Below are 22,277 nucleotides of genomic sequence, written 5' to 3'. Positions count from 1 at the left end.
GTTTGTTAAGAATTATGAAAGTATAACTATGTCAAACACACCTTTGGTAAAATAGAATTTGATTAGAGTTTTATGTAAAAGTATATTTGAGCATTAAATTTACAAATATTTTGGAGAACGGAATGTATAAAATTGTTTTATTAAGACACGGCGAAAGTGAGTGGAACAAATTAAATTTGTTTACAGGTTGGACAGATGTTGACCTTTCAAAAAAGGGTATTGAAGAGGCACATCAAGCGGGAAAGTTGCTGCTTCAAGAAAAATTTGTTTTTGATATAGCCTTTACCTCTGTACTTAAAAGAGCAATTAGAACTCTTAATATTGTTTTAGATGAAATGGACTTGATGTGGATACCTGTGATTAAATCCTGGAGATTAAATGAAAGAATGTATGGTGCGCTGCAGGGGTTAAATAAAACCGAAACAGCAGAAAAATATGGTAAAGAAAAAGTATTGTTATGGCGTAGGAGTTATGATGTGCCTCCACCCCCACTTGATGAAAATGATGATAGATACCCCGGCAAAGACCCGCGTTATGCTGATTTGAAAAAAAATGAAATACCATTAACTGAGAGTTTAAAATCTACAGTCGAAAGATTTTTACCCTATTGGCATGAATCAATTGTTCCAGTAATTAAATCGGGTAAAAAAGTTATTATTGTAGCTCACGGTAATAGTCTCAGAGCTTTAGTGAAATATTTAGATAATATTTCAGATAAAGATATTGTAGAATTAAACATACCCACAGGAATTCCGCTTGTTTATGAACTTAATGAAAAATTAGGACCTGTTCAGCATTACTATTTAGGTGACCAAGAAGCCATTAATGCTGCAATAAATGCCGTTGCAAAGCAAACAGAGAAAAAGTAATAGGTTGAAAAACTAATCTGTAAAGCCTAATATTGTGATAAAAGGAGAAAGAATATAATACTTGATACCACATCAGTGTAAAAAGGAATTTAATCATGAAAAAAATAAATAAAGTATTGTTCTTTCTTCTTTTGTCAATTACCACTATTAAATCTCAAACCGTAATTGGAAAATATGCAGGCGAATTTTTAGCGATTGGTGTAGGCGGCAGAGCACTTGGAATGGGAAATGCCCAGGTTGCACTTGTCAATGATGTTACTGCTGGATATTGGAACCCTGCTGGTCTTGCTAAAATAAATTATCCGCAAATTTCATTAATGCACGAAGAACATTTCGGAAGTCTTGTAAATTATAATTATGGAGCAGTTGCCATTCCATACGGAAAAGATATGAGTTTTGGTGTAAGTCTATTACGCTTAAGTATTGATGGTATTCCAGATACAAGAAATGCACTTTACGATGCAAATGGAGATGGTATACTCGATATTCATACAGATAGGCTAGATTATTCAAAAATTTCAGAATTTAGCAGTGCAGACTGGGCACTTTATTTTACATTTGCCAAACGTGCTAGGGAAAATTTTTACTGGGGTGCTAACGTAAAATTAATTAAACGCAACTTGGCTGAATACGATGCTACGGGGATAGGTTTTGACGTTGGAGCAGTTTATAATCCAATCGATAATTTGTTTTTGGGTGCAAACATTCAGGATGTTACAACTACATTAATTGCATGGAGTACAGGTAGAAATGAACTAATTAGTCCTACCGCTAAATTTGGTGCCGCTTATGTTCTTCAAATATTTTATGGAACGCTTAAACCAGCAGCCGATGTCGATATGCACTTTGAAAATAGAAAGTCTGCTTCAACTTTTAATTTAGGGCCAGTTAGTTTTGACCTTCATGGCGGATTCGAATACAATTTTAAAAATGTACTGGCTGTAAGATTTGGCTATAGTGATGTTAAAGAGTTCACTATTGGCGCAGGCTTGTATTTACCTAAGATTACCATAGATTATTCGTTTGCTCGGTTCGCACAATCAGAAACAGAAAGACTCCCCGATTCCCACAGAATATCACTAATAATTACCTTAGAGGAACCTAAGTTTCAAAGAGATAAGTAATAATCTTTTTAAACAATGCTCAGCTAAAAAACTTAAAAAGTCTTATTTGGTTATGAATAACATCGTTCCTTTTTTTCTTTTAATTTTTCTTACAGCATGTACCACTTCAAGTTCATTATATAATTTTGATTATCCCTTAACAAATCAAACAGCAGAATCGCAGTACATGGATTTATCGGTAAAAATTCCGCAAGATTGGTCTGCTGTTGAAGATAATGAGTGTTATTGTATTGATATTTTGCTAATTAATAAAGAAAAAACCGCCTCGATAAAGTTTGTCCCAATTAATGTTGATTCTTTGGTCTTATCGAATGATGATAAGCTTGAGAAGATTTTAACGTTTAGTAAAAAATTTAGAGAGATTGCACTTAGGGACAAGTTTAATCAAATTGACGGGGATGAGTTTTTTACGATTGGTTCTTTGAAATGTGCCGCGTACAAATATTTAAATGAAGAAAAAATAATTGTTAGAGTGATTGTTTTTTCTTTTAACAAAAAATATTTTGAGTCTATTGCAACACCAGTAAGCTATGAGTCAATCGCAAAAGATAAACTGAGTAGATTATTTAACGTACAAAATTCTACTTTATTGTCAATTTCATCTCGTTAAAGAATTTTTTTCCATTGAATGTTTAAACGGGCTGGGACTAGGATTTTTTTTATAGCTTCTGAATGCAAATAGAAACTGTTGAATAAAATTAGATGGGAAAAAAGTTTTTAAACCATAGACTTCTGCCTTACCTTCAGGAAGGTAGGCTGAATTAAAAAGCCAATCCCAAATAGCAAGTTTAGTAGCAAAATTTCTATTTCTCCCTTTGCCCGTTGTATGGTGCCAGCGGTGCATTTCAGGTCCGTTTATTATTAATTGCAATTTACCCGATTTAACATTGATATTCGAGTGAATGTACATTCCCCAAACTGCACTAATAACTCCTTTATAAGCAATAACTTCCCGTGGTGAGCCAAGTAATACAATAGGAAGAAATTCAACAGTCTGATTAATTAATATTTCGAAAGCATGTGAACGTGAGCCTGAAAGCCAGTCAACTTTTTTAGGTGAATGATGCGCTTCATGAATTCGCCATAAATATTTATTGCTGTGCTGCCATCTGTGCATCCAATAAATGTAAATATCGTGTGTAACAGTAAAGAATATTAGTTGAATCCATATTGGAACGTTTGCAAATAATTTTAGTCTCGAAATTCCAGTAGTATTATCGATATAAGAAATTATGCCAGAAAAGATTATTATTCCTAAAATGTAATTTTGTGCTATGCTGTAAAGAGCGAGGTCGTTAAAAAAGCCTTCTCTTATAATTTTTTGACCCTCATTGTATGGAAAAATTCTTTCGAGGATAACAAATAAAATTGCGGCGCCAATAATTATTGAATAAGAAGTTATTTCATAGTTATGCAAATTTGCAAAGTAGTTTAGAAAAGTCTTTAGCATAATTTCTCTCCACAAAACTTATTTCATAGCAATGGTGCTGTTTGGTAACTTTTACTACTATAAAAGAGGTTAAGAAATAGGAATACTTTTTACTCGTCTAAGTTTTTGAATATTGGACTGTTCACTTTCGTATACTCTTTTTATACCGTCGCCCAATGCTTTTTCTATATCTCGAATGTCTTTAACCAAACGGAACATACCGCCGATTTCAACTGATGCTGCTTGGTCAGTGCCCCACATTGCTCTGTCAAGAGTAATATGCCTTTCAACAAAAGATGCGCCAAGTGCAACTGCGGCGAGAGTTGGCGCTAAGCCTGTTTCATGTCCAGAATAACCAATAGGAATTCCCGGAAATTTTTCTTTATATGTTTTGATAACTTTCAAGTTAAGCTCATCTAATTTACAGGGATAAGTAGATGTTGATTGAGCGATAAGTAATTTATCAGTCCCTAATATTTTAACTGCGGTTTCAATTTCTTCAATTGTTGACATACCTGTAGAAAGGATTACAGGTCGTTTAGTAGCTTTTACTTTTTTAAGAAGTTTTTCATCTGTAATTGTTGCGGAAGCCAGCTTATAAGCTATGGGTTCAAACTCCTCAAGAAAGTCCAACGCTTCTTCATCCCAAGGTGATGCAAACCAATCAATACCTTTTTCTTTACAGTATCTATCAATTTCTTTGTATTCATCGAACGAAAGTTCAACTTTGTGGCGATATTCAATGTAAGTAATTCTTCCCCATGGTGTATCTCTTTCGATGTTCCATTGGTCTTTAGGTACGCAAAGTTCAGGGGTTCTTTTTTGGAATTTAACTGCGTCGCAGCCTGCAAATATTGCTCCATCAATTAATTTTTTTGCTAATTCAATTGAGCCGTTATGATTGATGCCAATTTCAGCTATAATGTATACTGGCTCGCCATCACCTATGTATCTATTGCCAACCAAAACTTTTGCTTGTTTTGTCATTTGTTTTCCCCTTTTTGTTTTGCTTCAATTATTAATTCTGCAAAATCTCTGAAGGCACCGTATCCGCCTTTGCTTTCTACCACAATATCAGCTACTTTAAGTGCAAATTTGGTAGCGTCTGCTGGGCAAGCTGTTAATCCTACCATTTTCATTATTTCAACATCATTTGCATCGTCACCGATAAATGCAATTTCTTCAGGAGTTAGATTTCGTCTCTGTAAAATATCTTTTAAGACTTCTGCTTTGTTTAAGGCTCCAAGATGAACCTCGTTTAGTTTTAATTTTTGAGCACGGCTTTTAACTGCACCGGTGTTTTCCCCCGTTAAAATGCCCACTTCTACATTAGCTAATTGTCTTAACCTTTCTACACCCATTCCATCACGCACTGAGAATCTTTTCATTACTTCACCGTTGTGTGAGTAATATACGCCAGTGTCAGTTAAAACACCATCACAATCTGTTAAAAGAAGTTTAATTTTTTTTGCTCTATTTAAAATCTGTTTTTTTGTTAATTTTTTTTTAGCCATATACAAGGTTTCGCTTAAAGATATATTAAAAAAGTTATGTAAAACTTACCAGGCTGTCCACCCACCATCGACAATAAGATTAGCACCTGTCATATAGTTAGATGCATCGCTGGCAAGAAAAATAAGAGCGCCTTTATAATCTGTTGGCTTAGCCATTCTTCCTAAAGGAGTTTTTGCCGAGTATTTTTCAATAAAAAATTCGTCTTGAAAATTTTCTACTCCTCCAGGTGTTAAAGTATTAACTCGAACATTGTTTTTACCCCAATAAGCTGCTAAGTACTTTGTGAACATAATTACAGCACCTTTGGTAGCAGAGTAAGCTGGCGGCTTGTAGAATGATTGTGTGCCGTCTCTTTTAACATATAAAGATTGATCGGGAGCCGTTATTCCATAAGTTGATGCGATATTAATAATGCTGCCGTATCTTTGTCTTGCCATTTCTGTGCCTAAAATTTGAGAACAAAGAAACACGCCGGTTAGATTAACATCAATTGACTTTTTCCATAACTTAAGCGGATAATTTTCAAATTTTGACTCTTCTGCAGCAGCTTTTGGGTCTTCAAACATGTCGTTAATTGCTGCATTATTTACTAATACATCAATATGACCAAATTCCTTAAGAACTTTATCACGTAAATTCTTAATTGATTGTGGGTCAGTAACATCTAAGGCTAAGCCTATTGATTTGGTTGGCAGTGATTTAGCGAATTTCTTACATTCATTCTCATCTAAATCTGCTACTACTATATTTGCTCCCGCTTCGCTTAGCGCTCTACAGTGCTGTTTACCTAATAGTCCAATTGCACCAGTAATGATTGCCGTTTTATTTTTTAGTGAGAAAAGTTCCATATGCTTAAATAACAGACACCAATTACACGAATTTTAATTAAACTATTTTTTGGATTAAACTATATGAATAATCCTGCTATATAGTTGATAATAATGAAGGTTTCTGTATAATAATTTTACGGACGTCATGTAAATTATAAAATTATTCTTTTGCATTTCAAAGAGCTTTCACCAAAATTTGCTGATAAGCCAGCTTTAATGCTGCAAGGCAATTCGAAGTTCGCTTTATAATAAAATCTGTCATTAATTCAATTATTTTTATTTCGAGAATCATTCTTAAACAACATTTATAAATCATCTCATGCGTATTCGGATTATAAACAAATAAAAGCTATATCAAAATAACATCTGTAATTTATTTAACTTGTGAAATTCGTGTCTCATTTTTTTATTGGTTTTACATTAAAATTATCAACTTTTCTAAACACTGGTTGAACAGGTTCGCCACGCAAGAGATTTTTAATATTGTTATTATCAACTGCGTTTTTAAGAATAGGGAGAACCTCATCGTATACTTTAAGGGTATAATCAATATCCTCTTGTGTATGAGAAAAGCTCATGTTATGAAATCCTTGCCATAAGATGCCACGTTTAATCATTTCCTGTTGAACTAAAGATTTTTGTAGAAGGGGGTCGGCAGCAGCAGGGTCGAAAGTAATCAGCGAACGCCAATTGTAGCCTATAGCCTTAGTGTAATTCATTTTAAGCTTTGATGCTATTTCATTATACCCGTCTTTTAATTTTTTACCCATATCATTAAGGTATTTTGGTACATTATTTTCTTTAAGTGTTTCAATAGTAGCTTTGACAGCTGCAAGGGAAAGAGCTTCACCACCGAATGTGGTATAAAAGAAAACATCTTCATCTAATAAATTCATGATTTCTTTTCTGCCTGTAAGAATTGATATAGGCATACCGTTAGCTACAGCTTTAGAATAAGTAGCTAAATCGGGAGTAATATTAAAATATTCTTGAGCACCGCCAAGAGCCATTCTGAACCCTGTCCACATTTCATCGAATATTAAAATTGTACCATTTTGCTTGCAGAGCTCTGCAAGCTTATGAAGGAAATTATCCTTTGGTTCATGAAAAACAACAGGTTCTAAGATTACTGCAGCAGTATCTGCGTCTAAAGAATTTTTAACTGAATCAATGTCGTTATAATTAAAAGTGTAAGTTAAATCTTGAACCGCAGATGGAATTCCTTTATTTCTTGCTGTAACACTTATGTACCAATCATGCCAGCCGTGGTAACCGCAGCATAAAATTTTGTTGCGACCGGTATAGGCACGAGCAAGTCTTATTGCTGCGCTTGTAACATCGGCTCCAGTTTTGCTATACCTTACTGCTTCTGCATTTGGAATGATTTCTCTAATGAGTTCTGCTACTTCAACTTCAAGTGGGTGCATTAGTGAAAAGGTAATGCCACTTTCTAATTGTTTTTTTATGGCTTCATCCACTTTAGGATAAGCATAACCAAGTGATAATGGTCCAATTCCCATATTATAATCGATATATTCATTACCATCTACATCCCAGACGTGAGAGCCTTTTCCTTTAATGAGATATTTTGGTGAAGCTCCATTGACGTATTGAGTTGGTCCTTTTGCAAGAGTTTGTGTAACTGATGGAATTAATCCAAGCGCACGCTTGTAGAGCTCTTCGGATTTAGTTATATCAGGATAATCATTCTCTAAGCTTATTTTGTTAGGCATAATTTTTTTGTTCTCCGCAATTTTGTTTTTAATGTGGTAAATTCAGCTTAAATGAAGCTCTTACAATTAACTACAGTTCAATAAAGTTGATGCTAATAGTTAATTATTTATGCTCCTTTTGTATTCATCTATATGTTTAAGCTCGTTCAAGTGATTTTCGTACCAGTATTTACCTGCGTATTTACTGTTAATATTTCTTATTTCTGGTTTCTTTTGAAGCAAAGTTAAAATATCATTAATACCGAAATCATGATTATCTAAGTATAATTCTTCGTAAACTGTTTTAATAAAAAGATAATCTTCTTCATAATCAATAGTCCATCTTTCAGTAGTTGATAAATTTTTACCAGTTTCCCACTCTACATTCCCGATTTTAAATAAATGTGGATTCTCCCAAATGTAAGGGGTTGTATGTTCGCGTTCAAAATCTTTTGTTGCTTCGCTCCATGCTTTTTTAAGTGAATTGAATGACATTATTTCAACGTCGTTGCCATCGGGATAAGTAGCTGGATGTAAATTACTTACATAGTCGAATTTGTTGACGTTCTGCAAGTAAAAGCTGAAAACTTTGTCAATTATATTTGGGTCAATTAATGGACAATCTGATGGAATTTTAGCTATTGCGTCGGCTTTGTATTTAACTGCCGCTTTATAATGTCGATCGAGTAAGTCTGTTGGATGTCCCCTAAAGCATTCAATGTTATTTTGCTTGCAGAGTTGTTCAATCACATCGTCATCGTTTGATACTGAGGTTGCCACAATTAATTTACCTTTAAGTTTAGCTTTTTGTATCCTTTCTATCATTCGTATAAGAAGAGGTTTGTTTAAAATTGGCAGTAAGACTTTACCCGGCAAACGTGAAGAGGACATGCGTGCTTGCACAATCGTAATAATTTTTATTGACATAATTAATTTGTTGAGTTGTTAAAATATGAAACCAAATTTAAGTCTGTTGAGCATTTAAACCTACTTGATCTAAATTTTCAATTTCTTCACGAATTTCCTCAACTGTAGTTTCAGGTGAATCCAAAAGTCTTCTTCCAATTCTTGCTATTCTTTCAGCAGAAGTTCCGTTATTTTGTAAGGGCATGAGTCTTTTTAATTCATCTATATTAAAAGAAGAATAAACTTTTTTACCAAGTGCAAGGCCGATATAAACTACAGAAGAATATTTTGTTATAAGCACATCACAATTGGCAATCATGTGATTAGTATTGCCATTGTGGAATACTAATGCGCCAGGAGCATATTCGTTAATTTCTTTTATAGCTCTTTCAAAATTCTCGTTGGGATGGAGTTTAAAAATAAGCTGTTTTCCATTGGCAATTTTTACACATTCTTTAATGAATTTCTTTCTGTTCTCATATTTAAATGTTTCCCTCATATCCGAAGTTGCAACTAATACATAATTTTTATACGGGAAATTGTTGTTAAGGTATTTCTTGGCATTATCGAAGTTAGGTATTCCTGTAACTACAATTTTTTCTTTTTTTGCCCCCTTTTTGATAAATAGTTCTTTGTATCCTTCAGAAGCGACGCAAAAAACATCATACAAGTTCGACATTCCCATTGCTGAGGTACTTGCTGCCCACCGCGGAAAATTAAAATACTTCACTAAATAAAATGGTAATTTTTCTGGGTCAGTCATCCCTTCCTGCACGAGAATTATTTTTTTCTTTTTTATGTTCTTGGGTATAAGCAAATCGGCAGAAGTATAAACTAAATCGTAATCGTTTTTAATTCCTTTGTAGTCTATTTGAAGTTTGTTGTCAATAATATATTCTTCAGTTTGTTTTTTAAATGTGCCGCCGAGAATTGTAAAATTTAGTAAACCTTTAGCAGCCAAGTAACCTACAAACCCATCGTCGTAATACGGTGAAAACCAGCAGTCATAATTCCCCAAATGCTTTGATATTTCATGCATCATCGTGGTTTGGTTTAACGAGCCGCCAATAAAAAGTATTTTCCTTTTATTCATAAAAACAATATACAACTTTTATTTTTTAGTTTGGCAAAGTAGAAAATTTTATGCGCTAAAGTAAAAATCTGATAGCAAAAATGAAATAATTAACAATTTGTTAATACAGCATTCACTAGCTCTTAATACAAATTCCTTAATTTTTTGGTGTGAATTAATTTTAAATTTTCTGCAATGAAATCAACATGTTACTTTATTGCATCAATTAGGCTAGCTTGTGCAGGACAACGCTAATTTTATCACAAAAAAGAGGTTAATATGAAAATAGCACATATATCGGACTTACACCTTTCAAATACTTTCAAGGAAAAGAACAGATTTATTACACAAAGATTAATTGAGGATGCTTTAGAAAACGGTGCCGAACATTTTGTTGTTACAGGAGACATTGCAGATAATGCTCAAGAGAGTGACTTTTTAATTTTTCGGGAAATACTTGAAAAATATAACTTATTGAGAAGTGAAAGAACATCAATTGTTATTGGTAATCATGATATTTTCGGTGGCGTTCAGACCGCAGAAGATGTGCTAAATTTCCCTTATAGATGTTTAAATACGGATTATGATAAGAAGGTCAATGAATTTGTTTCCATTTTTAAAGAACTTTTTGAAAATACAATTCATTACAGTAAAAACGAATTTTTTCCTTATATAAAGGAATTAAAGAACACTATTTTATTTGGAGTTAATTCAGTGGCGGAGTATTCTAAAATAAAAAACCCATTCGCATCTTGTGGGAAAGTAACAAAAAAACAATATTTAATTTTAGATGAACTGTTTGAATTCTTTAAAAAAACAGATAAAAAGAAAATATTAATGATTCACCATCATTTTTATAAAAAAAGTAAGAAAACAAGTAGTTCTGATAATGCACTTTGGGATAAGATTGAAAGTTATACAATGAAACTAAGAGGGAAGAAAAAATTGTTTAAACTTTTTCTTCAAAATAAAATTGATTTGGTGCTTCATGGACATAGCCATGAAATGTGTGATTATCATAGAAAAGGGATTCGTTTTTTAAATGCTGGTGCATCTGTTGAAGGGAAATCTGAACTTCCGTCGTATTTTATGATTGATGATCAAGATGAAACTTATAATATAGAATTAAAAACAGTATCGAACTTGAAAGAAAATATTTCAGTTCAACAAGAAGAAATGATGCCCATTACTGAATATTTTTAAGCAAGAAGTGCTCAGTTAAAGTTGTACATACTTAGTGCGACAAAAATAAATGCCGGTCCTTTAACTGCTGCATGAATTATTATTCCAGTCCAAGTGTTTTTTCTTTTCTGTACAATGAAAGGGATTACAAAAAAGAATGGCAGCATATTAATTAGCATATCAATACCAAAACTGAAATAAAATAAAGTCCAAAGTAACCCATTTGCTAACCATGAATATTTTCCTAAACTCAGCTGCTGACGTGTTAATATGTAGCCTCTCCAAAGAAATTCTTCGCCAATAACATTAAAGAAAAAGTTTACTAACCATATAGCTAATATCCAAAGTTCATTAGGTTTAAGCGGCTTAATGTCTAAAAAGGAAGGTACAGTGTAAATTTGATTTGTTAGCGCATATCTGAAGTACACAATTAAAGCTGATAAGACAAGTACAAGCATAAATCCAATAAAAGTCCATTCCCAATCTTGTTTTGAAATTGGGTTTAATCTAAGACGCTTTTTAATTTCATGTAATTTTAATTCTGTTCCTTCTTTTTTAATTATAATGAGTGAAGTCAAGAAAAGTAGGAAATAAAAAATTCCTCCAATTATAACCCAACTTAATAAATCGTTTACCCCAAATAACCAGCAAACAAAATCAATTCCATAATGTGTTGCAGCCCAAAGTAAAATTGCAGGTGCACCAAAAAAAAGAATAGTAGTTACTGGCTTTATTGGTTTAATTTCTAATTCATTCATTGAAAAAGCTTAATTTACTGTAAAAAATAAAATGCTGTTATATTTAGTTGATAAAGACAAGTAACCCGTAATCTTAAGTCATCATTAACTTTTTTAACATTATGTCTTTATTGTAAACAACATGTGCAAGTATAAATGAGTTGTAGATAATATTCAATAATGTTAAAATTGATTAACGAATTTCCGGTCAATTAGTTATTTGAATAAAAAAATGACTGGTTCGTTAAAATTATATTATCTAAAATACCCTCCATTTTTCTCTTCAGAGACTGATAGAATGCGCCATTTTTTTAATAGATGCCCAATTACTGAAAATGAGAAACTGCAAAATAAATGGAGGTCAAAATGATTAGGTTTATCAGTTCTTTATTGTTTGTAACTATGTTTTTATCGCTAAACAATACTTTATTTGCTCAAGACGTTGCAGTATGCAAGTTAATAGGAAAAAGTAACAGTGATGTAATTAAAAAATATGGAAAACCAATTCATCAGGACCTGAGCAATCCAGAAATGCAGTGTTTATTTTATCAAACAAAGGATTACAGATTGGTTTTTGTTTCTAATAAAGATGGCGTTTATCAAGCTGAGGGTGAGTTGAAGTATAACTCAAAAGAAAATGCTAATGCTGTCATTCACTCATTTTTAACTGAATGTATTAGTGATAGCCTATTAGTTGATACTGTCAATACAAGCGAGTATAATGTTAAAGGAAAAAATTTTAAAATGAACATCTCGTTGTACGAAAACAACTTTTCAAAGAAGTATGAAGTTAGAGTAAAAGCTAATAGAGTAGGTGGGTAAATTTTTTTTAAGAAAATGTTAATAAAACTTTTGTGAGAGCCTATACTGTTATAGGCATTTAATGTATTAGCAAGATTTTTTAAGGTATTTAGAGTCAGTTCTATTTGTTGGTGGTCTCAGCGTCTCTCCGTCTCTGCGGTGAAAAGCAGTACTTAGAGTTAGCTTTATTTGGTGGTAGCATCATAAGTAAATGTGGGTATTCTCATCGTTCTATAGAATTTCCACCCTACGTTTTTTTGTTTCTTGAGAATTTTTATACTTTTTTCAGAATAAATTGTTGTTGGTGAATTACCGTAGTACATCTCGAATTCGCCGTTAACTCTTGCAAATGCTAAATCTCCCGAAGCCTGAACTTCTTCAATTGTAATTTTCCACTTCCCTCCATTGTATTGTGACATATATTGAGATAATTCTGAGCGAATTTTATCTATTCCTACAATGTCTTCATCGTTTGCTGTGGATTCTATGTAATCATCTGTATAAAGACCAATTAAATTTTCCAAGTCACCATTATTATAGAAATTAACCCATAAGTTAAGTGTTTTCCTTACTTCGTTTTCTTCGGACCTGGAAGTTTTTCTTTCAGCTTCGGGGACTTCTTTGGTGCAGCTTGCTAATACAAAAATAATAGGAATGGCAAAAAGTAAGAGTTTTATTGATAAACCAAGCTGAGGTGTCTTTTCCATTAAATGTAACCCAATTAAATTTTTTTACGATTAAAAAATACAAAATCTTTGAAGCAATTAAAGCACATGATTTTTTGTCACTATTACAACCCCTATTTTTCTAACCTGCCAGCACGTGCAGGTAAAAAATTTAGCTTAATTAAATTTTATTCAGTTATTCTTATCTGCCCTCTTGAATTACGTTATTGTAGTATGACCTATATTTTTTTAACGCATTAAAGATTGCTTTAGCAATTTTCATTTGTCCATTGTAACTTTTCAAGAATTTTTCATCTGAACGGTTAGATAAAAAACCACTTTCAATTAGCACACTCGGCATTGAAGCGCCGACCAGTACATAAAATCCGGCTTGTTTAATTCCTAATGAAGGGATATCAACATTTTCTTCCCATTGCTGATTAAGAATATCAGAGAACTTTTCCGAGTAACGCATATATTGAGAATGAGCCATACTTACCAGAATAAAATTTTCATCGGTCAATTTTTGGTAGCGGTCTGGATTATCTTCGTATTTAATTACGCTGTTTTCAAATTCTGCTATGGCAATTGCTTCTTTTGTTTTTCCTGGTCTTAAAAGATAAACTTCAAATCCTCGTAAATTACTTGGTTTATGTGGGGTAGAATTGCAGTGTATTGAAATAAAAAGTTTTCCTCCGTTTTCATTTGCAATTTTTCCACGTTTATATAATTCAATAAATTCATCTTTTTTCCTGGTATAAATAACTTTAACATCCTTCATGTTAGATTCAATAAGTTTACCAAGTTTTAGTGCGATGCCAAGATTGATATTTTTTTCTTTTACGCCTGTAACTCCAATTGCACCCGGATCCTTACCACCATGTCCAGCATCAATTACTACCGCATCAAATGTCCATTTTGCTTTAGCTTCTTCTAATTCATTAACCGTATTAAATAACTTATTGTGAATAGTAATTAAAATATCACTGTTTTCAACATCCTCAAACGCCTCAACGGATGAATATCCTTCTTTAAGCCCGAACTCAAGCTGGAAATTTCCCGAACTAAATGCTTTTAGTTTTGCATTGTTTATCAGACCTATTTTGTTGACAGAGTTAATAATATTTGGTGCAATTGATGCTTTTGAAAAAAAGATGTATAAAATGCCATCGTTAATTGAATAACTCGGTAAACTTATTTTTCTACTTGTTTTTAATCTTATCAGTGTTCCGTTTATTTTCTCTTCAAGTTTTATATCATATATATCGTATTTAGAATTAATTTCATTTGGAATTTTTTCTTTTTTACTTACTGTATCTAAAATGCTTTCTTCAAATAACGATAAACTTTCATTATCCAGAGGCTCATTGGATATAATTAAATCCTTAGCTTTTTCGTTAAAAATTAGTTTGTGGCCGGATGCTAATCCTAAGTATTCAGTACAATAAAGAAGCGGCAAAAATACATCATTATTAATTAGTAATGCAGATAAAGGGAGTTGAATTATAGTTGGTTTATTGTTTTGTGGAGTAATTATTATGTACTGACTTCTTGCTGTGAATTTTATCTTGTAATTAGCAAATTTAATTTCAGATTTTGCTGCATCAGAATTATAATAGTAGCCCCCTGAGAGAAGCTCGGCAATTTCTTTTGAAGGAACGTATGATATTCTGTTTCGCAATATGTAAGTTAAGTACGAACTTTTGCCATTGTTGTTAACTGTTATTTTAAGCAGTCTTTGAGCATTAAGTAGCGGTGAAATAGTTATTAAGATTAGAAATGCTAATTTGAATTGTTTCATGAAATTTTCTAACCAATAAAAGGAATAAAAAAACCACTTTGTTTTTTGTATAAATTATATTTTTCGTTAAAATGTTTGGATAATAATTTTTCCTCTAATTTAGCACGCATTATAAAAAGCGGGAGTTCAGCAAGTAGCGTAAGTGGAATAACCAGGTAACTCATCAAAGCTATTCCCGCGCCTAAATCACTCAAAATTTGACTTAAATATTGTGGATGCCTGATTGTTTTGTAAATCCCAGATGTACATAATTCATGTCTTTTTAATATTACAATTTCTTGTGTGTAAAAGCTACCTAAAGAACGAAAGGAAACTACTTGCAGCCATGAGAATAAATAAAAAATTATCAATCCACCAATCCTTAAGTTATTATAATTGTTCTTAATTTCTGTGGGCAATACGCCTATATTAAATATGCCAAAGAAAATAAACAATAAAATAATAACCGATACATTTGGAGGTAATTTCTGTAGAAAACTATCGGGCCGCTCTTGTACTTTTGTTATGGAAGTTTTTAATCCTTTCTTTGTACCCGACCAATTTGCAGCCATGGATAAAAATACTCCCAAAGCAGTAAGAATGTTAATTGGTTCCACCTGAACCCCCAGGAAATTCTATTAATTAATATAAGAACTTTCTTGTTAAGTATTGAATGCTTTTTGTGCGGTAAATAATTTGCCCATTACCTTTTTACCTGTCGATATTACATGTTATTAATAATTTGCTTTATTTTTTTTATTTTTGATGTGAGTCCGTTAGCACGAATCTTGTTATAAGGATTAATAAAAAAAGAAATTTACAATGAGTACTGGCCAGCTTTTTATTACAGTAGGAGCAATAGTGTTACTTACACTTGTTATTTTGCGGATTAATAACGTTTTTTTTAGCACGTCGTCAGTAATGTTGGATACTAAGTTTGGTGTAATGGCTGTTTCCTTAGGTTCATCGATAATTGAAGAAGCAACTAGCAAAGCATTTGATTCTGCAACCGATACTTCAAGTGTGTCAAGTTTATCTAGCTTAACGGATCCATTGAATCTTGGACCCGAATCTGGAGAGGTTTACCCAAATTTTAATGACTTTGATGACTTCAATAATTTTTCAAAATCTACTGAAGGAGATTCAACTTTCCAATCAGCTGTTTTTAACATTAAGTGCAAAGTAGTTTATGTTAATCCAACTAATCCAGATGTGCCTTCTTCAGTAAAAACCTGGCATAAAAAACTCACTGTAACAGTTACTAGTCCTTCTATGTCTGATACTGTTAAACTAAGTACAATTTTTAGTTATTGGTATTTTAGGTGATATATGGGATTTAGCACCTTAATTGATATTTTGGGTTCAACTATAATTGGCGGTATGTTGTTGCTGATTTTATTAAGGATAAACGATTCTGCAGTTGAAAATACATACACTTACGGTGGAGAGCTAATTGTTCAACAAAACTTAGTTGACTTGGTGGAACTATTAGAATATGATTTTAGGAAAATTGGTTATTGTAAAGATTGGCAGGCAATACCTGATCCATCTAAGGCAATTCTTTTTGCTGATTCGAACTCGATTTCTTTTTTAACCGATGTGAATTCAGACGGAATACCTGATACATTGCATTATTATACAGGTCCAACCAGTGAATTATCTTCAACACCTAACCCAAGAGATAGAATTTTATACCGTGTTGTTAATAGTGAAACACCAAATGGCTCTAATTTAGGCGTGACACAATTTAAGATACGTTACTTTAATTCATTAGGTAACGAATTAACAACCCCAGTCGCTGTACCAGGTGAAATCAACACAATGCAAATTGATGTCAAAGTTGAAAATTATGCTGCTTATGATAATGAATATTCAACTATTTTTTGGCGACAGATAAGAATGGCTGCAAGAAATTTAAGAAATAGATAAAGGCGTAAAAAATGGGTGGCAAGGCTTCACTTTTAGTTGTACTTGGTTTTAGTATGATTTTCTTAGTAGTAGGTTTAAATTTCTCTAATCTATCTACACGCGCAGTTGATAATTATTCAAGTTATTATACTGTAACTAAAGCATACGATATAGCTGTAAGTGGTGCGAACATGGCAGCAAATCAAATATTTATGGATAAAACATGGGATGCCGGTTACCAGAACTTAAGTTTTGATGGAGGCGTTTTGAATGTTTATGTTAGCAATACAATAACCGGTACTGCAGGAAAAGTGTTAATATGTCACACTCCCCCAGGTAATCCTAATGCAAAACATTCAATGTGGGTACCTGTTTCCGCAGTACCTTCACATTTAGCACACGGTGATTATCTGGGCGATTGTAGCGGTCAATCATCTGGTGGTCAAACTGCCACAATAATTTCTGAAGGAACCTATAATGGTGTAACTAAAGTTGTAGAAGTATTACTAAGAGGAAGCAGTTTTGCAAAGTTTGGTAATTACTATTCAACTATGAGTGCTTACCCTGCTACGGGAGATACATTTGAAGGACCGTTTCATGTTAATGAATGGCTAACAACTTACGGCTCACCAGTATTTTGGGGAAAAGCTACTTCCGCAAAAGGATTGAAAATGATGGGCTCACCAAAAGACCCTAAATTTTATGGAGGCTACGAAGATGGCGTAAATATTCCATTGGAGTTTGATACAACAAACTTGCGTTCTAACGCTGATTATATTTTTTATGACACTACAAGAACAAAAAGTTTAGTAAATGTAAGGCTTTATTTTAATTCTGACGGTACTTTAACCTATAGTCAGAAAATTGGTGCTGGAAATTGGTCATCTTCTAAAACGGTTAACTTAAGTACTTTCGCTCCTAATGGTGTAATATATGTACAAGGCGGAAATATTTATACAAAGGGTACATTAAATGGTAAAGTAACAATAGTGGCGGCAAAATCAAAAATTACAAATGCAGGTAATGTTTACTTTGAAGATAATCTTGTTTATAACAAAGACCCCAGAATTTATCCTAATTCAACCGATATGCTTGGTATTGTAGCTGAACAGAATATTCGAATTCAAGATAACCCTAATACACGCGGGAAAGATATTTATACGCAAGCTTCTATGTATGCACAAAACGGTACTATCGGTCCTGAAGATGGCCTGATTAATCAGAATTTCTTAGGTCAATGGAACATATTAGGAGGATTAATTGCGTCAAATACCAGGGCTACGGCTCAATATGATTATAAAGGTAACCCAATAAGAGGCTTAAAATTTGTCCATCGTTACGATAATAGGTTTTTAACTTCTGTCCCACCATCTTTCCCAAATACAAAAAGCTACGAAGTTGTTTCGTGGTTAGAGTAGTAGCCGCATTAATTAACTTAAAAATTACTCTTAAGGCTAAAAAGGCAAACGGCTACTAAGCTAATAAAAATTTTCAATCCTAAACATTTACCACCTTAGTAAACAAAAAAATAATTTAACCGATAATAAATAAATTAAAGGTATTTATAAAAAACTGATTGAGACAAGTACTAAAATTATTTATCTTATTATTGGATAAGAGATAGCATTATGAATACTGGTCAAATGTTAATTACAATAGGGGCAATTTTCTTACTTTCTTTAGTAATTTTAAGAGTTAATGCTACATTATTAACAACTAACAATGTATTAGATCGTTCAAAAATAGGCTTGTTATCCGTATCGATGGCAACTTCATTAATAGAAGAGGCTACCAGTAAGTCTTTTGACGAAAACACAATTGCAGGTTCTGTTTCAAGCACAAATCAATTGAGTGCAGTGTTAAAAGCCGAAACCGGCGAAGTTTATCCTGCTTTCGACGACATAGATGACTTTAACGCCTTTAGAACAACACCTAAAATTGATACTGTGTATATATCGAGCAGTGCATATATCGTTTTTCAGACTTTTTGTGCTGTAGATTATGTTTCGGATGCTAATCCAGAACAAGTATCAAATCAAAGAACATGGAATAAAAGATTAACAGTTAAAGTTACAAGTCCTGCTATGATAGATGAAAACACTGCTAAGCAAGATACAATTTTGCTAAAGACAGTTTATAGTTATTGGTACTTTAGGTAAATAATATGGGTTCAAGTACATTACTTGACATATTAGGTTCAACAGTTATTGGTGCAATGTTGTTGTTGATTCTTTTGCGTCTGAACGATGCAACAGTGCAAAATACTTATACAAACAGTTCTGAATTAATTGTTCAGCAGGATCTTACTGAGATTGTTAAACTAATTGAATACGATTTTAGAAAAATTGGTTATTGTAAAAATTTTAATAAGATTCCGGATCCTTCAAAGGCTATAATTTACGCCGATACGAGTAGCATTACATTTTTAACTGACGTTGCTAACCCCCCGCTTTATCCCAACGGCGATGGCAATGTAGATACGCTTCATTATTACTTAGGTCCAACAAGTGAACTATCCAGTACTCCAAATCCTAATGATAGAATGTTATACAGAGTGTTAAATAGCGAAACCCCACGCGGTTCTAATCTGGGTGTAACTTTATTTCATCTTACTTACTATAATTCATTAGGCTCTATTTTGCCAACTCCAGTTGTACATCCAGGGGAAATACACAGAATTGAAATTGATTTACAAGTAGAAACAGTTGCAGGTTATAATCAGCAATATTCAACAATTTTTTGGCGACAAATTCGTTTAGTAGCAAGAAATTTAAATAATCGTTAGAAAAAAGAAATGGGCGGTAAAGCAGCAATATTATTAGTATTAGGATTTAGCTTAATATTTTTAGTTGCAGGCAGCAATTTTAATCGTGTTGCAACTACTTCAGTAGATAACCTAACAAGTTATTACGATGAGACGGCCGCTTACAATCTTGCCAGTGCAGCTGCAAATATGGCATGTAACAGAATATTCTTAGATCCTGCATGGACAGCAGGTTATAATAACATGACTTTTGGGGGTGGTACGATAAACGTTACTGTTGAAGTTGTAGACCCTTTTCAAAATATACGTAAGATTATCGCCTCTGGTATATATGATGGAGTTACGAAACAAATTCAAGTAACATTACAACCGAGTAAGTTCTCGAAGTTTACATATTATTCGGCACAAGAGCCATCTAATATTTGGTGGACGACGGGTGATACTGTTTGGGGACCACTGCATATTCAAGGCAATTTGCAAGTTGCTGGCTCGCCAGTTTTTTGGGGTAAAGTTACAAACCGCGATAGCTTAGTTTATTTCAATCCTGGTCATTGGGAAACAAGGTGGGTTAGAGTTGGAAATAGATGGAGAAGAGTTCAAGTTTGGGTACCTGGGACAGATGACCCAAAATTTTATGGAGGATATGAAAACGGTGTTGATATACCAATGCCTACAGATGGCGTAAGTAATTTAAGAGCTGCAGCAAATTCTGGTGGAGCAGTTTTTACTAACAAAGATACTGTATATCTTACTTTTCAAGGTGATAGTTTAAAATATAAATTCAGGTCAAGAGATAAATATACAAGCGTTTTGCTTTCCACTTTTGCGCCTAACGGTGTAATTTTTGTAGATAATGGAAATATAAGATTAAAAGGAACAATTAAAGGTCAGTACACTGTTGGTGCCTCTGCGACGGGTAATTATGCGCAATCTAAAGGGAAAGTATTTCTTGATGATGATGTGGTTTACAATACAGACCCAAGAACTAATCCTTCATCTACTGATCTTTTTGGTATTGTAACTCAAAATGAAGTATTAATTTCTGATAACCTTGTGAACAGAACAGGAATTAAAATTGATGCTTCAATTTACAGCGAACAGGCAGGCTTTGGAGCTGAAAATTACGATACTAGAGTTGGTGGGGGTTTTATTGATTTGTACGGCGGTATTCAACAAAAAGTTAGAAAAGCAGTTGGTACTTTTGATAATTATGGGGTTGTAACTGGATTTAACAAAAGATATAGATACGATGAGCGTCTTAGGATTGCTTCGCCGCCATATTTCCCTGGTACGGGTTCATATCAAATTGTTTCTTGGTATGAGTAAATGAGCCGAATCTAAAAAGGTCTTTTTAAAGAAGATTGAATTTGATTTAGAATCAAATTACGGGTTCGTTTTTACTAATTAGACTTTTTTAGAGTAGGCTCATAAATTAATTTTCTAAAATATTTCTTAGTGCGTCTTCAAGCTTATCAAAACTAAATTTGTATCCATTACTGAAGGCTTTTAGCGGTATAACCTTAGCCCCTTCTAATATACTATTTGCAGCTTCCCCAAGTACTGCTTTTATGGCAAAGGCCGGCACGTTCAAATATGATGGTCGGTTCATTACTTTACCAAGTATTTTACAAAACTCTTTCATTCTAACTGGATTTGGAGAAACGGCATTAAGTGCACCTGCAATTTGATTGTTTTCAAGCGCAAATAAAAATATGTTTACTACATCTTCGATATGTATCCACGGGAACCATTGCTTACCGCTTCCTAAATATCCGCCCATAAACAATTTGAATGGAAGCAACAATTTAGGCAAAGCACCCTCGTTTTTGTCGAGTACTATCCCAAGTCGAATACTTACTCTTCTTACATTTAAGTCTTCTATTTTAGCCGCTTCTTCTTCCCACTTTTTTACTACTTCAACTAAAAAGCCATTGCCTGATGGGGAATTTTCATCGACTTCATTTTCAGAATTGCCGTAGTAACCTACTGCAGAAGCACAAATAAAAACCTTTGGTTTATTTTGTATATTGCTGACAGCATCTACCAAAGACCTTGTTCCATAAATTCTGCTTTCCAATATTTTCTTTTTGTGTCCTGAAGTCCATCTTTTTGCCATAATATTTTCACCAGCAAGATGAATGATTGCATGAACTTCTTCCAATTGTTTTTCCCAATCATGTTTTCCTTTTAAGTCGTTTGCAGATTTAACATCCCAATGGACATAATCTTTTGCACCAAAATTAATTCTTTTTGCTCTATCTAAGTTTCGTGAAAAAATAATTACATCATATTCTTTTTCCTTTAACTTGAGAAATAATTTTTTGCCTATTAACCCAGTAGAGCCAGTTAGAATAACTTTTTTTCTCATTTTGTAATCAAATTTTTATTTACTAACATAATTATATTACAAAAAGTTCAGCAGAAAGATTTATACAAAAACACATGCTAATCATTAGTATCCAAAATAATTTTGGAATCAAATCCCTTTCGGGAATTGTTTTTCTTAATTAGTTGATAAAACCTATCTCGTCCCTACTTTGAATTAAAAGGGTTGTAAATCTTTTAGAAATATTCAATCCCTAACGAGAAAATAACAATTTTCAATGGAAATCCATCACTTCGTGAAAGCTTTTTGTCCCATTAGGGACAAAATATCTATAGAATTTGTGGATGAATTCTCATCAAAGAGTCCCGTAGGGACGATATAAAAAATTATTTTGGACAGATATGATTCTTACAAGCAAGTTTTTGAAAGGCAATTTGAAATAAAAGTAGGATTTGAATTACAGAAGTAAAACAAATTTGTTATTGAAATAACTTTCCTTTTTTAGCGAAAAAAAAATATTTAAAAACAGCGGAGACTTGGCGACGTCCAACTAAGTCCGCCGCCTGGTTTGATCTAAACCATGTCTCCGTAATACAAACTTAATGAATTAATGAATACTGTTCCACTGACTGTTATTAAGGTTTATTTTAAAAATTT

General features: G+C 33.0%; 23 protein-coding genes. 11 read left to right on the top strand and 12 right to left on the bottom strand.

The genetic code is table 11. From position 1 onward, the window contains the following. Nucleotides 1-122 precede the first annotated feature (122 nt). From gpmA to ABRY23_13525, 3 genes are all read left to right on the top strand, one after another. Nucleotides 123-869 carry a 2,3-diphosphoglycerate-dependent phosphoglycerate mutase gene (gene gpmA, locus ABRY23_13535; GenBank protein MFA3784077.1) on the top strand — a complete coding sequence of 249 codons (747 nt, stop codon included), beginning with the start codon at nucleotides 123-125 and terminating at the stop codon, nucleotides 867-869. A 95-nt stretch (nucleotides 870-964) separates the two neighbouring features. Then, entirely contained in the window at nucleotides 965-1,993 is a 1,029-nt protein-coding gene (locus tag ABRY23_13530; protein MFA3784076.1) for a PorV/PorQ family protein, read from the top strand. A 52-nt stretch (nucleotides 1,994-2,045) separates the two neighbouring features. Next, a complete protein-coding gene (locus ABRY23_13525; GenBank protein MFA3784075.1) occupies nucleotides 2,046-2,603 on the top strand; it encodes a hypothetical protein in 558 nt (185 codons plus the stop codon). Here the strand turns inward: ABRY23_13525 and ABRY23_13520 are convergent. From ABRY23_13520 to ABRY23_13490, 7 genes are all read right to left on the bottom strand, one after another. Further along, nucleotides 2,592-3,443 carry a sterol desaturase family protein gene (locus ABRY23_13520; GenBank protein MFA3784074.1) on the bottom strand — a complete coding sequence of 284 codons (852 nt, stop codon included), beginning with the start codon at nucleotides 3,441-3,443 and terminating at the stop codon, nucleotides 2,592-2,594. The two genes, ABRY23_13525 and ABRY23_13520, sit on opposite strands and share 12 nt — an antisense overlap. Nucleotides 3,444-3,512: 69 nt before the next feature. After that, complete coding sequence (locus tag ABRY23_13515) at nucleotides 3,513-4,409, bottom strand: N-acetylneuraminate synthase family protein (protein MFA3784073.1); 897 nt, start codon at nucleotides 4,407-4,409, stop codon at nucleotides 3,513-3,515. Further along, entirely contained in the window at nucleotides 4,406-4,936 is a 531-nt protein-coding gene (locus tag ABRY23_13510) for a KdsC family phosphatase (GenBank protein ID MFA3784072.1), read from the bottom strand. Before ABRY23_13510 ends, ABRY23_13515 begins: the two co-directional genes overlap by 4 nt. Before the next feature lie 45 nt (nucleotides 4,937-4,981). After that, a complete protein-coding gene (locus ABRY23_13505) occupies nucleotides 4,982-5,785 on the bottom strand; it encodes an SDR family oxidoreductase (GenBank protein MFA3784071.1) in 804 nt (267 codons plus the stop codon). A gap of 380 nt (nucleotides 5,786-6,165) precedes the next feature. After that, nucleotides 6,166-7,500 carry an aminotransferase class III-fold pyridoxal phosphate-dependent enzyme gene (locus ABRY23_13500; protein MFA3784070.1) on the bottom strand — a complete coding sequence of 445 codons (1,335 nt, stop codon included), beginning with the start codon at nucleotides 7,498-7,500 and terminating at the stop codon, nucleotides 6,166-6,168. A 99-nt stretch (nucleotides 7,501-7,599) separates the two neighbouring features. After that, nucleotides 7,600-8,406, bottom strand: a complete 807-nt coding sequence (locus tag ABRY23_13495; protein ID MFA3784069.1) for a cytidylyltransferase domain-containing protein — start codon at nucleotides 8,404-8,406, stop codon at nucleotides 7,600-7,602. 37 nt (nucleotides 8,407-8,443) lie between these two features. Next, on the bottom strand, nucleotides 8,444-9,478 hold the full coding sequence (locus tag ABRY23_13490; GenBank protein MFA3784068.1) for a hypothetical protein: 1,035 nt from the start codon (nucleotides 9,476-9,478) through the stop codon (nucleotides 8,444-8,446). A 258-nt stretch (nucleotides 9,479-9,736) separates the two neighbouring features. On the opposite strand from ABRY23_13490, the gene ABRY23_13485 reads away from it, so the two are divergent. Continuing rightward, nucleotides 9,737-10,660 carry a metallophosphoesterase gene (locus ABRY23_13485; GenBank protein ID MFA3784067.1) on the top strand — a complete coding sequence of 308 codons (924 nt, stop codon included), beginning with the start codon at nucleotides 9,737-9,739 and terminating at the stop codon, nucleotides 10,658-10,660. A gap of 11 nt (nucleotides 10,661-10,671) precedes the next feature. Here the strand turns inward: ABRY23_13485 and ABRY23_13480 are convergent, their stop codons facing one another. Beyond that, entirely contained in the window at nucleotides 10,672-11,397 is a 726-nt protein-coding gene (locus ABRY23_13480; protein MFA3784066.1) for a CPBP family intramembrane glutamic endopeptidase, read from the bottom strand. A 345-nt stretch (nucleotides 11,398-11,742) separates the two neighbouring features. Here ABRY23_13480 and ABRY23_13475 point away from each other — a divergent pair, with 345 nt between their 5' ends. After that, the gene (locus ABRY23_13475; protein ID MFA3784065.1) at nucleotides 11,743-12,198 is read left to right on the top strand and encodes a hypothetical protein; all 456 of its coding nucleotides are present in this window, start codon (nucleotides 11,743-11,745) and stop codon (nucleotides 12,196-12,198) included. A 164-nt stretch (nucleotides 12,199-12,362) separates the two neighbouring features. Here the strand turns inward: ABRY23_13475 and ABRY23_13470 are convergent, their stop codons facing one another. From ABRY23_13470 to ABRY23_13460, 3 genes are all read right to left on the bottom strand, one after another. Next, entirely contained in the window at nucleotides 12,363-12,884 is a 522-nt protein-coding gene (locus ABRY23_13470) for a nuclear transport factor 2 family protein (GenBank protein ID MFA3784064.1), read from the bottom strand. Nucleotides 12,885-13,044: 160 nt separating this feature from the next. Further along, on the bottom strand, nucleotides 13,045-14,643 hold the full coding sequence (locus ABRY23_13465) for an N-acetylmuramoyl-L-alanine amidase (GenBank protein MFA3784063.1): 1,599 nt from the start codon (nucleotides 14,641-14,643) through the stop codon (nucleotides 13,045-13,047). An 8-nt stretch (nucleotides 14,644-14,651) separates the two neighbouring features. Further along, nucleotides 14,652-15,239 carry an isoprenylcysteine carboxylmethyltransferase family protein gene (locus tag ABRY23_13460; GenBank protein MFA3784062.1) on the bottom strand — a complete coding sequence of 196 codons (588 nt, stop codon included), beginning with the start codon at nucleotides 15,237-15,239 and terminating at the stop codon, nucleotides 14,652-14,654. A 205-nt stretch (nucleotides 15,240-15,444) separates the two neighbouring features. On the opposite strand from ABRY23_13460, the gene ABRY23_13455 reads away from it, so the two are divergent. The 6 genes from ABRY23_13455 (at nucleotide 15,445) to ABRY23_13430 (ending at nucleotide 20,620) form a co-directional block, all read left to right on the top strand. Continuing rightward, complete coding sequence (locus ABRY23_13455; protein ID MFA3784061.1) at nucleotides 15,445-15,948, top strand: hypothetical protein; 504 nt, start codon at nucleotides 15,445-15,447, stop codon at nucleotides 15,946-15,948. A gap of 3 nt (nucleotides 15,949-15,951) precedes the next feature. Then, nucleotides 15,952-16,551 carry a hypothetical protein gene (locus ABRY23_13450; protein MFA3784060.1) on the top strand — a complete coding sequence of 200 codons (600 nt, stop codon included), beginning with the start codon at nucleotides 15,952-15,954 and terminating at the stop codon, nucleotides 16,549-16,551. 11 nt (nucleotides 16,552-16,562) lie between these two features. Then, a complete protein-coding gene (locus ABRY23_13445) occupies nucleotides 16,563-17,948 on the top strand; it encodes a hypothetical protein (GenBank protein MFA3784059.1) in 1,386 nt (461 codons plus the stop codon). A gap of 210 nt (nucleotides 17,949-18,158) precedes the next feature. Next, nucleotides 18,159-18,689 (top strand): hypothetical protein, encoded by a 531-nt coding sequence (locus tag ABRY23_13440; GenBank protein ID MFA3784058.1) that lies wholly within the window; start codon nucleotides 18,159-18,161, stop codon nucleotides 18,687-18,689. 5 nt (nucleotides 18,690-18,694) lie between these two features. Beyond that, nucleotides 18,695-19,315: a hypothetical protein gene (locus ABRY23_13435; protein MFA3784057.1), complete on the top strand. Its 621-nt coding sequence runs from the start codon at nucleotides 18,695-18,697 to the stop codon at nucleotides 19,313-19,315. A 9-nt stretch (nucleotides 19,316-19,324) separates the two neighbouring features. After that, nucleotides 19,325-20,620, top strand: coding sequence for a hypothetical protein (locus ABRY23_13430; protein ID MFA3784056.1), 1,296 nt, complete (start codon nucleotides 19,325-19,327; stop codon nucleotides 20,618-20,620). A gap of 106 nt (nucleotides 20,621-20,726) precedes the next feature. On the opposite strand, the gene ABRY23_13425 is transcribed toward ABRY23_13430, so the two are convergent. Beyond that, on the bottom strand, nucleotides 20,727-21,662 hold the full coding sequence (locus ABRY23_13425; protein MFA3784055.1) for a TIGR01777 family oxidoreductase: 936 nt from the start codon (nucleotides 21,660-21,662) through the stop codon (nucleotides 20,727-20,729). Nucleotides 21,663-22,277 lie beyond the last annotated feature (615 nt).

The organism is Melioribacteraceae bacterium 4301-Me (assembly GCA_041538185.1).
In the GTDB taxonomy this organism is placed as follows: domain Bacteria; phylum Bacteroidota; class Ignavibacteria; order Ignavibacteriales; family Melioribacteraceae; genus Pyranulibacter; species Pyranulibacter aquaticus.
The sequence above is the reverse complement of the archived record's forward strand: the minus strand, read 5'-3'. Positions and strand labels throughout refer to the sequence as shown.

What these genes read in the sequence shown, in the direction of transcription:
- ABRY23_13495 (MFA3784069.1), bottom strand. Translation starts at nt 8,406, where the DNA reads ATGTCAATAAAAATTATTACGATTGTGCAAGCACGCATGTCCTCTTCA.
- ABRY23_13455 (MFA3784061.1), top strand. Translation starts at nt 15,445, where the DNA reads ATGAGTACTGGCCAGCTTTTTATTACAGTAGGAGCAATAGTGTTACTT.
- ABRY23_13485 (MFA3784067.1), top strand. Translation starts at nt 9,737, where the DNA reads ATGAAAATAGCACATATATCGGACTTACACCTTTCAAATACTTTCAAG.
- ABRY23_13440 (MFA3784058.1), top strand. Translation starts at nt 18,159, where the DNA reads ATGAATACTGGTCAAATGTTAATTACAATAGGGGCAATTTTCTTACTT.
- gpmA (MFA3784077.1), top strand. Translation starts at nt 123, where the DNA reads ATGTATAAAATTGTTTTATTAAGACACGGCGAAAGTGAGTGGAACAAA.
- ABRY23_13480 (MFA3784066.1), bottom strand. Translation starts at nt 11,397, where the DNA reads ATGAATGAATTAGAAATTAAACCAATAAAGCCAGTAACTACTATTCTT.
- ABRY23_13500 (MFA3784070.1), bottom strand. Translation starts at nt 7,500, where the DNA reads ATGCCTAACAAAATAAGCTTAGAGAATGATTATCCTGATATAACTAAA.
- ABRY23_13510 (MFA3784072.1), bottom strand. Translation starts at nt 4,936, where the DNA reads ATGGCTAAAAAAAAATTAACAAAAAAACAGATTTTAAATAGAGCAAAA.
- ABRY23_13490 (MFA3784068.1), bottom strand. Translation starts at nt 9,478, where the DNA reads ATGAATAAAAGGAAAATACTTTTTATTGGCGGCTCGTTAAACCAAACC.
- ABRY23_13465 (MFA3784063.1), bottom strand. Translation starts at nt 14,643, where the DNA reads ATGAAACAATTCAAATTAGCATTTCTAATCTTAATAACTATTTCACCG.
- ABRY23_13530 (MFA3784076.1), top strand. Translation starts at nt 965, where the DNA reads ATGAAAAAAATAAATAAAGTATTGTTCTTTCTTCTTTTGTCAATTACC.
- ABRY23_13430 (MFA3784056.1), top strand. Translation starts at nt 19,325, where the DNA reads ATGGGCGGTAAAGCAGCAATATTATTAGTATTAGGATTTAGCTTAATA.
- ABRY23_13520 (MFA3784074.1), bottom strand. Translation starts at nt 3,443, where the DNA reads ATGCTAAAGACTTTTCTAAACTACTTTGCAAATTTGCATAACTATGAA.
- ABRY23_13445 (MFA3784059.1), top strand. Translation starts at nt 16,563, where the DNA reads ATGGGTGGCAAGGCTTCACTTTTAGTTGTACTTGGTTTTAGTATGATT.
- ABRY23_13475 (MFA3784065.1), top strand. Translation starts at nt 11,743, where the DNA reads ATGATTAGGTTTATCAGTTCTTTATTGTTTGTAACTATGTTTTTATCG.
- ABRY23_13450 (MFA3784060.1), top strand. Translation starts at nt 15,952, where the DNA reads ATGGGATTTAGCACCTTAATTGATATTTTGGGTTCAACTATAATTGGC.
- ABRY23_13470 (MFA3784064.1), bottom strand. Translation starts at nt 12,884, where the DNA reads ATGGAAAAGACACCTCAGCTTGGTTTATCAATAAAACTCTTACTTTTT.
- ABRY23_13425 (MFA3784055.1), bottom strand. Translation starts at nt 21,662, where the DNA reads ATGAGAAAAAAAGTTATTCTAACTGGCTCTACTGGGTTAATAGGCAAA.
- ABRY23_13515 (MFA3784073.1), bottom strand. Translation starts at nt 4,409, where the DNA reads ATGACAAAACAAGCAAAAGTTTTGGTTGGCAATAGATACATAGGTGAT.
- ABRY23_13435 (MFA3784057.1), top strand. Translation starts at nt 18,695, where the DNA reads ATGGGTTCAAGTACATTACTTGACATATTAGGTTCAACAGTTATTGGT.
- ABRY23_13505 (MFA3784071.1), bottom strand. Translation starts at nt 5,785, where the DNA reads ATGGAACTTTTCTCACTAAAAAATAAAACGGCAATCATTACTGGTGCA.
- ABRY23_13525 (MFA3784075.1), top strand. Translation starts at nt 2,046, where the DNA reads ATGAATAACATCGTTCCTTTTTTTCTTTTAATTTTTCTTACAGCATGT.